The following is a 13,074-nucleotide window of genomic DNA, read 5'->3' as shown; positions in this document are numbered from 1 at the left end:
GACGGGCTGGGGCGCAGCGGCGGTCGGGCCGGGGAGCGGCAGCGGGAATAGAGTCATCCTCACTATTAGCTTGCCTAACTATGAGCTAGTCTCGCTATGCTGAAACCCGACCGACCGCCATGCCCGCCGCTGCGCCCACGCCCCTGCGCGCCCGATCCAGGGAGGCCCGTTCTTGAGGCCCGCCGCCATCGACTGGACCCCGCCCGACCGCGCCGAGGGCGATCCCCGCCCACCGGCCCAGTGGCGGCGCATCCTCGCGCTGTTCCGCCCGTACCGGGGCCGCCTCACCACCGTCGGGCTGCTGGTCGCGGCCTCGGCCGTGGTGTCCGTCATCTCGCCGTTCCTGCTCAGGGCCGTGCTGGACACCGCCATCCCGCAGGGCCGCACCGGGCTGCTCAGCCTGCTCGTGCTCGGGATGATCCTCACCGCCGTGGTGAACAGCATCTTCAACGTGCTGCAGACGCTGATCTCCACCACCGTCGGCCAGCGGGTCATGCACGACCTGCGCACCTCCGTCTACGGCCACCTCCAACGGCAGTCGCTGGCCTTCTTCACCCGCACCCGCACCGGCGAGGTGCAGTCCCGGATCGCCAACGACATCGGCGGCATGCAGTCCACGGTGACCTCCACGGCGACCAGCCTGGTCTCCAACCTCACCGCGGTGATCGCCTCGATCGTGGCCATGGTCGCCCTCGACTGGCGGCTGACCGTCGTCTCGCTGCTCCTGCTCCCGCTGTTCGTCTGGATCAGCCGGCGGGTCGGCCGGGAGCGCAAGAAGATCACCACCGAGCGGCAGAAGCAGCTGGCCGCGATGAGCTCGGCCGTCCAGGAGTCGCTGTCGGTGAGCGGCATCCTGCTCGGCCGCACCATGGGCCGGTCCGACTCGCTCGCCCGCGAGTTCACCGAGCAGTCCGACCAGCTCGCCGACCTGGAGGTGCGGGCCAGCATGGCCGGGCGCTGGCGGATGAACACCATCATGATCGTGATGGCCGCGATGCCCGCGCTGATCTACTGGGCGGCCGGGCTGACCTCCGCCGCGGGCGCGCCGATCGTCTCGGTCGGCACCCTGGTCGCCTTCGTCACGCTCCAGCAGGGCCTGTTCCGCCCGACCGTCAGCCTGCTCTCCACCGGCGTGGACGTGCAGACCTCGCTCGCGCTCTTCCAGCGCATCTTCGAGTACCTCGACCTGCCGGTCGAGATCGCCGAACCGCCGAGGCCGGTCGGCCTGACCGACATCCGCGGCGAGGTCCGCTTCGAGGCCGTCGACTTCCGCTACGACCCCGAGCAGGAGCGCCCGACCCTGACCGGCGTCGAACTCAAGGTCCCGGCCGGGACCTCACTGGCCGTGGTCGGCGAGACCGGCTCGGGCAAGACCACCCTCAGCTACCTGGTGCCGCGGCTGTACGACGTCACGGGCGGCCGGGTCACCCTGGACGGCGTGGACGTGCGCGAGCTGTCCTTCGACACCCTGTCCCGCGCGGTCGGCGTGGTCTCCCAGGAGACCTACCTCTTCCACGCCTCGGTCGCCGACAACCTGCGGTTCGCCAAGCCCGGCGCCAGCGACGCCGAACTGGTCGAGGCCGCCCGGGCCGCGCAGATCCACGAGACCATCGCCGCCCTCCCGGACGGTTACGACACCCTGGTCGGCGAACGCGGCTACCGCTTCTCCGGCGGCGAGAAGCAGCGCCTCGCGCTCGCCCGCACCATTCTGCGCAACCCGCCGGTGCTCATCCTCGACGAGGCCACCAGCGCGCTCGACAACCGCACCGAACAGGCCGTCCAGCAGGCCGTGGACACCCTGGCCGCCGGCCGCACCACCATCACCATCGCGCACCGGCTGTCCACCGTCCGCTCCGCCGACCAGATCGCCGTGCTCGACCACGGTGAGGTGGTCGAACTCGGTACCCACGAGGAGCTGGTGGAGCTGGACGGCCGGTACGCGGCGCTGCTGCGCCGGGAGGCGCCGGAGGCCGCGGCCCTGTCGGCGGCCGCCCTCGGCCACGCGTGAGCCCGTCCGCCTCGGCCACGCGTGACTCCGTAGCCGTTGGCCGCGGACAAGCGGGCCGGCGGCCCGGCGGCCCGGCGGCCCGGCGGCCGTCGAGCGCAAGGTGACCGGTCCGAAGGGCGGTCAGGCCGCCTTCGGGATCTCGTTGTAGCTCTCCACGACCTCCTGGCCGGAGAGCCGCTGGATCGCCGCCATCACCTCGTCGGTCACCTGCCGACGGGCCTTCAGCGAACGGGCCTGCCCGTGCAGCTCGTCGAAGTGCAGCGGCTCGCCGAAGCGGACGGTCACCTTCTTGATCCGCGGGACGCGCTTGCCGATCGGCAGGATCTGCTCCGGGCCCTCCAGGGCCACCGGCACCACCGGAACGCCCGCGGTCAGCGCGAGCCAGGCGACGCCCGTCTTGCCCCGGTAGAGCCGGCCGTCCAGCGACCGGGTGCCCTCGGGGTAGATGCCGAAGGCCTTGCCGTCCTCCAGGATCTCCAGCGCCGACTCCAGCGAGGCCTGCGCGGAACGGTAGGTGCCGCGCTCGACCGGCACCGCGCCGATCGCCTCGAAGAAGCCCTTGGAGACCCGGCCCTTGAGCCCGGTGCCGGTGAAGTACTCGGCCTTGGCGAGGAAGTGGACCCGCCGCGGGGCGGTGAGCGGGATCACCACGCTGTCGATGAACGACAGGTGGTTGCTGGCCAGGATCACCCCGCCCTTGCGCGGCACGTTCTCGATGCCCTCGATGACCGGGCGCCAGATCCCCCGCGAAACGGGTTTCAGCACCAGCCTGGTGGCGAGGTCGAGCACGGTTTCCCTCCCTGGACGAACGACCGCCCGGGAGGCGCCCGGGTCAGCAATCAGACCCGCAGACTACGACACCCACCCCGGCGTGCGTCCACTCCCGGAGACCGTGGCGAACACCACGGGCGGGTAGGGTACGGCCGTCCGAACCGAGCAAGACCCCGCAGTACGCAGGAGGAAACGATGGAGAGCGTCGAGGCCATCAAGGAGATGTTCGACCGTTTCGACAAGAACGGCGACGGCAAGATCACCGCTGCCGAGTACGCGCTGGCCGCCAACGAGATGGGCGACCACAGCGTCACCATCTCGATGGCCGAGGCGCTGATCCACGCGATGGACACCCGTCACCAGGGCTTCCTGGACTTCGAGGAGTTCCTGGCCGCGCGTCAGCGCTGAGCCCGCGCGGACGGGGCCGGGTCCGCCCTGCCGGCGGCCCCGACCCCGTCCGTGGGCCCGTCCTCTACCGTGCCGGACCCATCGGGAACACCCGGCGCACCACCCGCTCCGCCGCGCCGCCGTCGTCCCAGACGCAGAACTTCGCCCGGAACCGCGCCCGGGCCCCCGGCTCCGGATCCCCCGCGCGCAGCGCCCGCGCCAGCCCGTCCACGTCCACCGTGACGGCGCCCGGCGGCTCCGCGAACAGGTCGAAGTAGACGCCGCGTTCGCGCTGGTACTCCTCCCAGTCCGGTGCGAATATCACCACCGGACGGTCCAGCACCGCGTAGTCGAACATCATCGACGAGTAGTCCGTCACCAGTGCGTCCGCCGCCAGGTAGAGGTCCTCCACGACCGGGTGCGTCGACACGTCCACGATCTCCGCCGCGTCCGCACCGGTCGTCAGGTCGCCCGGGCCGTCGGTGTGGAAGTAGTGGGTGCGCACCAGCAGCGTGAAGCGCGGGCCCAGCCGCCGGGCCAGCTCCGCCACGTCCAGCAGCGGCACGTAGCCGCCCTTGCCGCCGCGGTGCGTCGGTGCGTACAGCACCGCCGTGGTGCCGGGGCGCAGCCCGAACCGCTCGCGCATCGCCCGGACCTCCTCCGGGGTGGCGTTGGCCAGCCGGTCGTTGCGCGGGTAGCCGGTGTCCAGCATCTCGTACCGGCCGGGGAAGGCCCGGGAGAAGTGCTCGCTGGTGTGCGGGTTGGAGGAGACCAGGAAGTCCCAGCGGTCGATGGCCTCCTGGAGCCGGTCGAAGTCCATCCCCTCGGCGGCCTCGGGGCGGCCCCGCAGGTCCATGCCCATCGCCTTGAGCGGGGTGCCGTGCTGGGTCTGGACGTGCACCGTGCCCTGGCGCTTCGCCATCGTGCGCGGGAAGTTGACGTTGTTGACGAAGTACTTCGCGGTCGCCATCGCCTTGAGGTAGGCGGGAGTGTTGACGATCACGTACGGGACGCCGGGCGGCATGGCGTCGGCCTGCCGGCGGTTCTCCACCACCCACACGCCCCGGATCTGCGGGGCGAGTTCCTTGGCCTTCTCGTAGATCGCCGCCGGGTTGCACGCGTAACCCCGGTGCCAGTACGCGGCGTAGACCGCCAGGTGCTCGTCCAGCGGGAGCCGCCGGAAGGCGTTGTACGCGGTGAACCGGGCGCCGCTGCGCACGCCCTTCTTCACCGCGGGCGCCACCGCCCTCGCCCCGCGCTTGAGTTCGCGCGGCAGGCGGCCGGTGCGGCGCAGCTCGGCGTAGGCGATCCGGGCCCCGCGGGCGGCCAGCCGGTACTGCACGCCGCGCACCCCGCCGGGGAAGCGGTAGTCCGCGGGGCGGTGGCGCTCGAAGTGCAGGGCGATCCGGTGGAAGTAGTCCTTGCGCCGGGCGACGGGGACCAGCCCGGGGGTGTCGTAGACGTTCAGCGCCTGGCGGACGGTCCGGTCGAAGACCAGGGTGCGCAGCGACTCCGGGACGGGCCTGCCGGGGCGGTCGGAACGGTTGATGAAGGCGAAGATGGCGTCGTACTGGGCGAACACGTCGGCGTGCTTGGGGGAGGCGGTGGCGGTGATCGCGCCGTCCCGGCCGCGCCGGTAGAAGTAGCAGGGGCGGTCGAGGTAGCGCAGTCGCTCGGCGGCCAGCAGCGCGGGGTAGGTGACCGAGATGTCCTCGTAGTAGCCGCGGCCGAAGGCGACGCCGAGGCCCTCCAGGAATTCGCGGCGGAACACCTTGTTCCACACCGACATCACGGTCTGGAACAGCGCCGGGTGCTCGGCGAGGGTGCAGCCCTCGACCAGCGGGGAGCCGACCAGCACGTGCCGCCAGGGGTTGGGCTCGCTCCCGCCGTCCGGATAGACGTGGGTGAAGTCGGTGAGCAGCACGTCGGCGGGCACCTCGCGGCGGCGCTCCTGCGCCAGCTCGTCCAGGATCACGCCGACCGTCCGCTCGGGCAGCCAGTCGTCGCTGTCCACGAACCAGACGTACTCGCCGCGCACCTGCGGCAGGGCGGCGGCCCGGGCGCCACCGAGGCCCTGGTTCTCGGTGAGGTGCATCACGCGCAGCCGGGGGTCGCGGGCGGCGTAGGCGTCCAGGATCGCGCCGGAGCCGTCGGGGGAGAGGTCGTCGACCGCGATCACCTCGAAGCGGGTCTCGGCGGCGGGGGTCTCGCCGAGGATCGAGTCGAGGCAGCGCGGCAGGTACCGCTCCACGCCGTGGACCGGAAGCACGATGCTGAGGAGGAGGGACACGCTGGCCGAGTCTACCGATCCGCACGGCGCGACCTGCGGGGACGTCGGGCTGCGGAAGGCGGGCGGTGTGACCGGCGCGTGACGGGGCCCGGAACCGCCGGTGCCGGGCCCCGAGCGGGGCGGCACCGGCAGTCTGGTGGCGGCCCGGCCGACCCTCTACGGCCGGCCGCCGGTCCGGGCACCACGCGGGCCTGGCCACCGCAGCGTCGAGGTGACCGGGCAGTGGCCCGCAGGAGCCGGAGTCTTTCACCGAGTCGCGTCGTTCACGACTCGAACACGCGCATGGGTGCGGTGCGGGCACCTGGGCGTGTGCATCAGATATTGCTTGGAGGATTGGCGGGAGTCAATCCCTCGAATGCGTTCACTTCATGAAGTCGGATGAAGTCGGACGGTGACGCGGTGATCGCTTTGTCGACGTGACGGCTGTCCCCTATATGGGGAGCCGGGCGAGGAGCGGCGGGAGGGTGTCGGAAGGGCATCGGGGGAGGCGTGGGGAGGGGCGTCGGCAGCGGTTTCGTCGATACGGCTGCCGCACCGGCCGTCCGCTTCCGTGCGCCCGGCGCATGCCGCGGATGCGGGCGCCGGGTCCGCGCCTCCTGGTCCTGATGACGGACGGCTGGTCGTGCACCATCATTGATGCCTAGTCGTGATCGCCCGGGCGGCCCCTGGTGCATCGTCAGTTGACGTCGCACGGTACGGTGGCACAACACCAAGGACGGTTGCGCGAAGACCGTCCCTCACGGATAGTCTTCGCCTCACGGCCCTGGCGCCTCGTAGGGGTGGGAAAAACTGATGGAACACATGCAAGTGCGGACTCGGCCCCGTGTGCCGGCGATCCAGTGCGGTGTCGGCGCGACCGGCCGCAGGATCGACCGACACCTGGCCGTGCTCGGCGCGCCCGCGCTCTCGGCGGTGGACACCGCCGAGGCGCTCGGGCTGATAAGGGAGCTGACGCCGCGCGGCGCCGGCACCCCGGCGGCGGCTCGCCGCCGCCACACCCGTGTCTCGCTGCTGGCGCCGCTGCGTCGGCTGAGGCGGAGCCTCTTCGGCGGGCGCGGCTAACAGTCGGTCCCGGGGCCTGGCCCCCGGGTGCGGCCCGGGGCTCGGCGGCCGGACCGTGAGCGACCCGTCGGACCACCCGGTCCGTCGGGTCGTCGGCGTATCCGCGGCCCGGACCGCTGCTCCGGTCCGAACCCCTCACCCTACGCGAGCCCGACGCCCCGGCGCGGGCGGTCGGCGAGGCAGTACGCCCGACCCGCTGACCTGGGTCAGGATGGCGCCATGGCGGACAACAACCACTCCACGTCGGCCGGGTCCACCGGCTCCTTCCAGAGCACCACCCTGGAGATCACCACCGGCAACCGCGAGGTCGCGCTCGACATCACCGACCGCTGCGTCGCGTTCCTCAACGAGCGGGCCCCCGGGCGGGACGGGCTGCTCAACGTCTTCGTCCCGCACGCCACGGCCGGGATCGCCGTCCTGGAGACCGGCTCGGGCAGCGACGACGACTTCCTGGCGGTGCTGCGCGACCTGCTCCCGGCCGACGACCGCTGGCGCCACCGGCACGGCAGTCCCGGCCACGGACGGGACCACGTGGTGCCCGGCCTGGTCGCCCCGCACGCCACCCTGCCGGTGCTCGGCGGTCAACTGGCGCTCGGCGTCTGGCAGTCGGTGGTGCTGATCGACACCAACGGGGACAACCCGCGCCGCACCGTCCGGCTGTCCTTCCTCGGCTGAGCGGTGCCCCGGGTGTTTCCGGGGCGGGTGGTCCCGAGCCGCGCGGTTCTTGGCCGGGCGGTTCGGGTCAGCGGCCCGCGGCGACGTGGCCGGCCAGGGCGGCGAGGTAGCGTTCGATCGCCAGGTGCTGGCAGAGCAGCGCGACCGGTCGGCCCAGCCGGGCGTACCAGGCGGACAGCCGGGAGAACGCGGCGACCTCGAACCACACCTCGCCCTCGGCGTCCATCGACACCAGGAACGACTCCTCGCCGCACTCCGGATGGCCGGGCAGCGTCCCGTACGCGAAGCCGATCCGGTCCGGCTCGGCCACGGTCCACACCACTCGGCAGGGGATCACCAGCCGCGGCCACCGGCTGCCCGGCAGGCTCAGCCGCAGCAGCACGGTGGCTCCCTCCCGGGCGGGGCCGCCTGGGTACACGGCGAACCCGGTCCCCAGTTGGCTGCCCCACCCGAGCACGTACCGCCCGGCCCGCTCCAGCACCTCCGGCCCGTGCCCGAGGTGCACCCGCCGCCGCAGATGCGCGTACCCGTCCGGCAGCCGGCCGCGGCGGGTGGCCCCGACCTCGGGGTAGGTGGGCTCGGTGGCCCGGGCGGCCCGTAGTCGCTGTTGAAGATCGCCAACCATGGCGGCCACGGTAGTCGGGCGTTGGGGGAGCGCTTGGGGTGGGGCGCCTTGGGGTGGGGAGCCTTGAGATAAGGCGCCTTGCGGTGGGGCGGGGCCGGAGAGTAGGAAGGCGTCATGAGCGACAGCGCGACGAACGAGGCCGCTGCGAGCGCGAACGCTGCGGTCTGCGAGCCGGCGCCCACCGACTCGGCCGAGGCGGCGCTGCGCGAGGACCCGGCGGCGACCGGCCCGCGGGCCGACTGCGTGTTGTGCGGCGAGCCGACCGTGCTGCCCGCCGATCAGCCGGGCAGCACGCTGTGTCCGACCTGCGCCTGGCAGCAGGCCCAGCGGATCGCCTGTTCGGGCTGAGGGAACCGAGGGGCCTGAGCGTCTGAGGCGTCTGAAAGGTCCGACATGACCAACCGGACCGGCTCGAGCGGCGGCGAACCGGCGGTGCCCGCCGCCGCTACGCGTCCTCCCGTCCGGCCAGGGCGAGGGTGGAGCCGTGCCGCCCCTTGCGGACCAGTAGCTGCGCGGGGATGCGGCTGCGCAGATCGGCGACGTGGCTGACGATGCCGACCGCGCGGTCCCGCTCGCGCAGGCCGTCGAGGACGTCCATCACCTCCTCCAGGGACTGCTCGTCCAGGGTGCCGAAGCCCTCGTCGATGAACAGGGTGTCCAACGGCATTCCGCCCGCCTCGTCGGTGACCACGTCGGCCAGGCCGAGGGCGAGGGAGAGCGAGGCGAAGAAGCTCTCGCCGCCGGAGAGCGTCGCGGTGTCCCGCTCGGTGCCCGTCCAGGCGTCGACCACCCGCAGGGCCAGGCCGGAGCGCTTGTTGCCGGTGCCCCGGTCGTCACTGTGCACCAGGGTGTAGCGGCCCCCGGACATCCGGACCAGCCGATCGCTGGCCGCCGCCGCGACCTGTTCCAGCCGGGCCGCCAGGACGTACGACTCCAGGCGCATCCGCAGCCGGTTCTCGGTGGAGGTGCCGGCGGCCAGTGCGGCGAGCCGGTTGATCCGCCGGTAACGCTCCAGCGCCGGCGCCAGCTCGGCGGCGAGGGCGCCCAGCTGCCGCCCGATCTCGGCGAGTGCCGTGCAGCGTTCCTGGGCCGCCGACCGCGCCGCATGCGCCCGGCCGAGCCGGTCGGTGGCGGCGGAGAGCGCGGCCGCCGCGGCGGGCAGGTCGACCGGCGGACGGGCTGCGGCCTCGGCCAGTTCGGGCAGCGCGAGCTCGTGCCGGACGGCGGCCGACTCCGCGTGGTGCCGCTCCAGCCGGGCCTCCAGCCGTTCCCGTTCCTCGCGCGGCAGCAGTACCGCGAGCGCCGCCCCGGCGTCCGGGAAGCCCGCCGCGGCGGCGGCCCCGCCGAGTTCCTCCTCCGCCTCATCCAGCCGGGCCCGTGCCTCCGCCGCCGTCCGGGCGGCAGCGGCGGCAGCGGCGACGGCCTCGGCGAGCCCGGTCAGCGATGCGGCCCGGTCGGCCACCGAGGCCGCCTCGCCCCGGGCGGCCGCGACCCTGGCGGTCAGCGCCCGCTGCTCGTCGTCCAGCTTCGCCAGCCGGTCGGTGAGCACGGCGGCGCGCTCCCTGGCCTCATTGAGCTCCTCCAGTCGGCGGGCACGGTCCTCGGACAGTCGGGCGATCTCCTGCCCGACCCGGCCGAGCGCCTCGGCCTCCTGCAGCGCGGTGCGGTGCTCGTGCTCCAGCTCGGCGAGCGTTCGGGCCAGCACGTCCGCGCTCTCCGGCCCGGCCGCACCGGCGGCGGCCGCCTCGCGCACCCGCAGCGCGGTCAGTGCCTGGTCGGCCTCGCCCCAGAGCCGCTCGGCGGCGGCCTGGGCGCGGCCGGCCCGCTCCTCGTCCTCGGCGCTCACCCGGTCGCCCTCGGCGGCCTCGGCTGGTGCCGGATGCTCCGGTGAGCCGCAGACCCGGCAGGCCTCGTGCGGGCGCAGCTGCGCTGCCAACTCGGCGGCCATGCCCGCGAGGCGGCGGTCCCGCAGGTCCAGGCCGAACTCGCGGGCGTCCAGCGCGGCCGTGCGCAGCTCGGCGACCCTCGGTTCGGCGGCGGCAATCTCCGCCAGCAGACCGTCCCGCTCCCGGGCCGCGCCCAGGCGGGTGGTCAACTCGCGCCGCTGTCCGTCCAGTTGCTCGACCCGGGTGCTCGCCATCTGGGCCCGCGTCTGCTGCTGCTCCAACCGGGCCAGCTCGCCGTCGAACTCGGCCAGCCAGTCCTCGGCCTCCTCGGCCAGGTCCTCGGCGGCGCGCCGGTCCCGTGCCAGGGCGTGCTGCTCCCGGGCGAGTTCGGTACGGCGCCGCTCCTCCGCCCGGGCCGCCTCCAGCCGGACCACCTCGGCTCGCAGCCGCCGTTCCGCCTCGGCCAACTCGGCGGCGTCGGCTCCGGCCCCGGTCGGCAACTGCCCTCCGCCGTCCGTCCGGGCGAGTGCCTCCCGATGCCGCTGTTCCGCCGCCCGTGCCCGGTCGAGCGCCTCGGCGGCGCTCTCCCGCAGCCGCAGCGCGGCCTCCACGCCGACCGCCTCCTGCGCGGCCGCCAAGCGGTGACGGTCCCGAGCCGCGGCCTCTCCGAACCCGGCCAGCCGCTCGGCCTCGGCCAGCGCCTCCCGGTACCGGCGCTGTCGTCCGGCCAGCTCCTCGGCGGCCTCGCGCTCGTGCTGGGCCGTCCGCTGCGCCGCCTCGGCGCCCGCGAGCGCCGCCTCGGCGACGGCGAGCTGCTCGGCCGCGCCGCTGCGCAGGATCGCCGCCCAGCCGAGCACCCCGGCCGTCAGGTCCGCGTCGCCGTCCTCGGCCGGCACCCACTCCCCGGCGGGCTCGGCGGCGGGACCGGCCGCCTGCTCGGCCTTGCTGGCGAGGTCGCGCAGGCGGCGCCGACCGGAATGGACGGCGCTCTCCTGGGCGCGGCGCTGCTCGGCGAGCCAGGCCTCGACCAGCCCGTAGCGTTCGGTGTCGAACAGGCGGCGCAGCAGCTTGCCGCGCTCCTCCGAGTCGCCCTTGAGGAAGCGGGCGAAGTCGCCCTGGGGCAGCAGCACCACCTGGCAGAACTGCTCCCGGCTCATGCCGATCAGCCGGTGGATCTCCTCTCCGGCCTCCTGGTGCGACTTGCTGACCGGTCGCCAGCCGGGGGTGCCGTCGCCCGCGTCGGCGGCCCACTCGCGGAGCAGGGTCTGCGGGCGCTCGACGGTGGTGCCGGTGCCGACCTTCTTCGGCCGGCGCTGCTCCGGCAGCCGGGTGATGTGCAGCCGGCGTCCGCCCAGCGTCAGCTCCAGCTCCACCTGGGTCAGCCGTCCGGGGGCGGCGTGGTCGCTGCGCAGGCGGTTGGCCCGGCGGGCGTTCGGCGTCTCGCCGTACAGGGCGAAGCAGACCGCGTCCAGCACGCTGCTCTTGCCCGCGCCGGTTGCGCCGCGCAGCAGGAACAGGCCGCCGGCGGCGAGCGCGTCGAAGTCCACCGTCTCGCTGCCCGCGAACGGGCCGAAGGCGGTGACGGTGAGCTTGTGCAGCCTCATCGGGGCAGGTCCGCCTTCCGGTCGGCGCCCTCGCGGACGCGCTCGAAGCCCTCGCGCAGCCAGCCGAGCTCGTCCGGCTCCGGCTCGGCGCCGGGGCGGACGTGCCGCAGGAAGCCCTCGGCGATCTCCAGGTCGTCCCGGCCGCTGACCCGCGCCGCGTACGAGCGGGACGGCTCGGCCCCGCCGTCCTCGGGGTCGAACAGCAACTGGAGGGTGTGGGGGAAGCGGCGGCGCAGCTTCTCCATCGGCTCGCTCGGCCGGGCCGCGTCGGTGAGGGTGACCTGCACCCAGGACTGCTCGTGCTCGGCGTACGCCTCCTCGGTGAGCAGTGCCTCCAGCGTGCCGCGCAGGGTGGCGAGCGGGCGGGGCTGCGGGCAGTCGACCCGCTCGGCCGTCACCGAGCCGTCGGCCGCGAGGTCGACCAGCCACATGGTCTTGCGCTGGCGCGCCTCGGAGAAGGAGTAGGCGAGCGGGGAGCCGCTGTAGCGCAGGTGCGGGGCGAGGGTCTGGCAGCCGTGCAGGTGGCCGAGCGCGGCGTAGTAGACCCCGTCGAACACCGAGGCGGGCACGGCGGCGACCCCGCCGACCGCGATGTCCCGCTCGCTGTCGCTCGGCGCGCCGCCGGTGACGAAGGCGTGCGCCAGCACCACCGCCCTCGTCCCTTCGGGGCGCATCGCCAGATCGGCCCGGACCCGGTCCATCGCCGCGCCGAGGACCGCCGCGTGTCCGCCCTTGGCCAGCCCGAACCGTTCGCGGACCAGCGTCGGCTCCAGGTACGGCAGCCCGTACACCGCCACCGGCCCGTGCCGGTCCGCCAGCAGCACGGGCTCGGCGCACTCGCCCGGGTCCGTCCGCAGGTGGATCCCGGCCTGCCCGATCAGCCCGGCGCCGACCCCGAGGCGGCGGGCCGAGTCGTGGTTGCCGCTGATGAAGACCGTCGGCACGCCGAGGTCGGCCAGCCGGTGCAGCACGTCGTCGAAGAGCGCGACCGCGTCCAGGCCGGGCAGCGCCCGGTCGTACACGTCCCCGGCGACCAGCACGGCGTCCACGCCCTCGGACCGGACCACCGCCACCAGGTGGTCCAGGAAGGCGCGCTGGGCGTCGTGCAGGCTCTCCCGGTGGAACGAACGCCCGAGATGCCAGTCGGAGGTATGCAGCAGTCGCATGGTCCCCGACCCTAACGTCCGCCACGGACAATCCCGCCGGGCTCGGTGTTCACGCGGGTACCGGGGCCGGGGCTCAGGGTGCCGGAGCCCGGGGCGCCGGCGCCAGGGGGGCCGGGGCCCGGGGGAAGCCGGGGGGCGAGGGAAGCCGGGGGCGGGCCCGTCCTCGGGTTCAGCTGACGGGCCGTCGGCGGGGCGGGGTGCGAGGAGGGGCGCATTGTGTTCCTCGGAGGGCTGGGGCAGGTGTTCTGTGTGGACGGCGGGCCAACTTTGCCCCATCGGAGGGGGTGCCGAGCGCCGGTGTTCGATTACTTGGAGTGGATTGTCGGTGGCTCTGTGTATGTTCCGTGGCATCGGGGCTCCGGGAGTCGGGGCGGCCGATGTGGTTCGTTCGTGCTGTTTCGTGCTGGTCGAGTGAACGGGAGGAAACCCATGACTGCGCGGGAGTCGGTGTACGAGGTGTTGGGCGTCGTGGTGGTGCGGCGTGGGTCGATGCGGGAGGCGCAGGCGGTGCCGGCGCCGAGGGCGGCTCGGGCCCCGCGGGCGTCGTTGTTCGGCGGGCGGGGGCCCGGAGCCGGAGCCGGGGGTTTGCCGATTGGCGGG

10 protein-coding genes are annotated in these 13,074 nt (G+C 74.0%); 5 read left to right on the top strand and 5 right to left on the bottom strand.

Annotated features, from left to right (window positions below; genetic code table 11):
- The first annotated feature begins 172 nt into the window (after positions 1 to 172).
- Positions 173 to 2,008: an ABC transporter ATP-binding protein gene (locus tag HS99_RS30080; RefSeq protein ID WP_030283067.1), complete on the top strand. Its 1,836-nt coding sequence runs from the start codon at positions 173 to 175 to the stop codon at positions 2,006 to 2,008.
- Positions 2,009 to 2,128: 120 nt separating this feature from the next.
- Here HS99_RS30080 and HS99_RS30075 read toward each other — a convergent pair whose 3' ends face one another.
- Entirely contained in the window at positions 2,129 to 2,797 is a 669-nt protein-coding gene (locus tag HS99_RS30075; RefSeq protein WP_030283064.1) for a lysophospholipid acyltransferase family protein, read from the bottom strand.
- A gap of 177 nt (positions 2,798 to 2,974) precedes the next feature.
- Between HS99_RS30075 and HS99_RS30070 the strand changes: the two genes are divergently transcribed.
- Complete coding sequence (locus HS99_RS30070; RefSeq protein ID WP_030283062.1) at positions 2,975 to 3,187, top strand: EF-hand domain-containing protein; 213 nt, start codon at positions 2,975 to 2,977, stop codon at positions 3,185 to 3,187.
- A gap of 64 nt (positions 3,188 to 3,251) precedes the next feature.
- Here the strand turns inward: HS99_RS30070 and HS99_RS30065 are convergent, their stop codons facing one another.
- Positions 3,252 to 5,456: a bifunctional glycosyltransferase/CDP-glycerol:glycerophosphate glycerophosphotransferase gene (locus tag HS99_RS30065; RefSeq protein WP_030552224.1), complete on the bottom strand. Its 2,205-nt coding sequence runs from the start codon at positions 5,454 to 5,456 to the stop codon at positions 3,252 to 3,254.
- 792 nt (positions 5,457 to 6,248) lie between these two features.
- Here HS99_RS30065 and HS99_RS30060 point away from each other — a divergent pair.
- Complete coding sequence (locus tag HS99_RS30060) at positions 6,249 to 6,518, top strand: hypothetical protein (RefSeq protein WP_072654281.1); 270 nt, start codon at positions 6,249 to 6,251, stop codon at positions 6,516 to 6,518.
- Positions 6,519 to 6,737: 219 nt separating this feature from the next.
- Positions 6,738 to 7,193 carry a YjbQ family protein gene (locus HS99_RS30055; protein WP_046385912.1) on the top strand — a complete coding sequence of 152 codons (456 nt, stop codon included), beginning with the start codon at positions 6,738 to 6,740 and terminating at the stop codon, positions 7,191 to 7,193.
- A 67-nt stretch (positions 7,194 to 7,260) separates the two neighbouring features.
- Here the strand turns inward: HS99_RS30055 and HS99_RS30050 are convergent, their stop codons facing one another.
- The gene (locus HS99_RS30050; protein WP_030283054.1) at positions 7,261 to 7,818 is read right to left on the bottom strand and encodes a DUF1990 domain-containing protein; all 558 of its coding nucleotides are present in this window, start codon (positions 7,816 to 7,818) and stop codon (positions 7,261 to 7,263) included.
- Between the two features lie 114 nt (positions 7,819 to 7,932).
- Here HS99_RS30050 and HS99_RS30045 point away from each other — a divergent pair, with 114 nt between their 5' ends.
- Positions 7,933 to 8,166, top strand: coding sequence for a hypothetical protein (locus HS99_RS30045; RefSeq protein WP_033351891.1), 234 nt, complete (start codon positions 7,933 to 7,935; stop codon positions 8,164 to 8,166).
- A 97-nt stretch (positions 8,167 to 8,263) separates the two neighbouring features.
- Here the strand turns inward: HS99_RS30045 and HS99_RS30040 are convergent, their stop codons facing one another.
- Both HS99_RS30040 and HS99_RS30035 read right to left on the bottom strand, forming a co-directional pair.
- Positions 8,264 to 11,308, bottom strand: coding sequence for an AAA family ATPase (locus HS99_RS30040; RefSeq protein ID WP_030552222.1), 3,045 nt, complete (start codon positions 11,306 to 11,308; stop codon positions 8,264 to 8,266).
- On the bottom strand, positions 11,305 to 12,474 hold the full coding sequence (locus tag HS99_RS30035) for an exonuclease SbcCD subunit D (protein WP_030552220.1): 1,170 nt from the start codon (positions 12,472 to 12,474) through the stop codon (positions 11,305 to 11,307). The genes HS99_RS30040 and HS99_RS30035 overlap by 4 nt, the downstream gene beginning before the upstream one ends.
- Between the last annotated feature and the right edge of the window lie 600 nt (positions 12,475 to 13,074).

Origin of the sequence: Kitasatospora aureofaciens (assembly GCF_001188955.3) — a bacterium.
GTDB lineage: Bacteria > Actinomycetota > Actinomycetes > Streptomycetales > Streptomycetaceae > Kitasatospora > Kitasatospora aureofaciens.
This window is presented reverse-complemented; position numbering and strand designations above follow the sequence as displayed.

Excerpts from the sequence above, each read along its gene's own strand:
- HS99_RS30070 (WP_030283062.1), top strand. The coding sequence starts at position 2,975 with ATGGAGAGCGTCGAGGCCATCAAGGAGATGTTCGACCGTTTCGACAAG.
- HS99_RS30060 (WP_072654281.1), top strand. The coding sequence starts at position 6,249 with ATGGAACACATGCAAGTGCGGACTCGGCCCCGTGTGCCGGCGATCCAG.
- HS99_RS30055 (WP_046385912.1), top strand. The coding sequence starts at position 6,738 with ATGGCGGACAACAACCACTCCACGTCGGCCGGGTCCACCGGCTCCTTC.
- HS99_RS30050 (WP_030283054.1), bottom strand. The coding sequence starts at position 7,818 with ATGGTTGGCGATCTTCAACAGCGACTACGGGCCGCCCGGGCCACCGAG.
- HS99_RS30045 (WP_033351891.1), top strand. The coding sequence starts at position 7,933 with ATGAGCGACAGCGCGACGAACGAGGCCGCTGCGAGCGCGAACGCTGCG.
- HS99_RS30040 (WP_030552222.1), bottom strand. The coding sequence starts at position 11,308 with ATGAGGCTGCACAAGCTCACCGTCACCGCCTTCGGCCCGTTCGCGGGC.
- HS99_RS30035 (WP_030552220.1), bottom strand. The coding sequence starts at position 12,474 with ATGCGACTGCTGCATACCTCCGACTGGCATCTCGGGCGTTCGTTCCAC.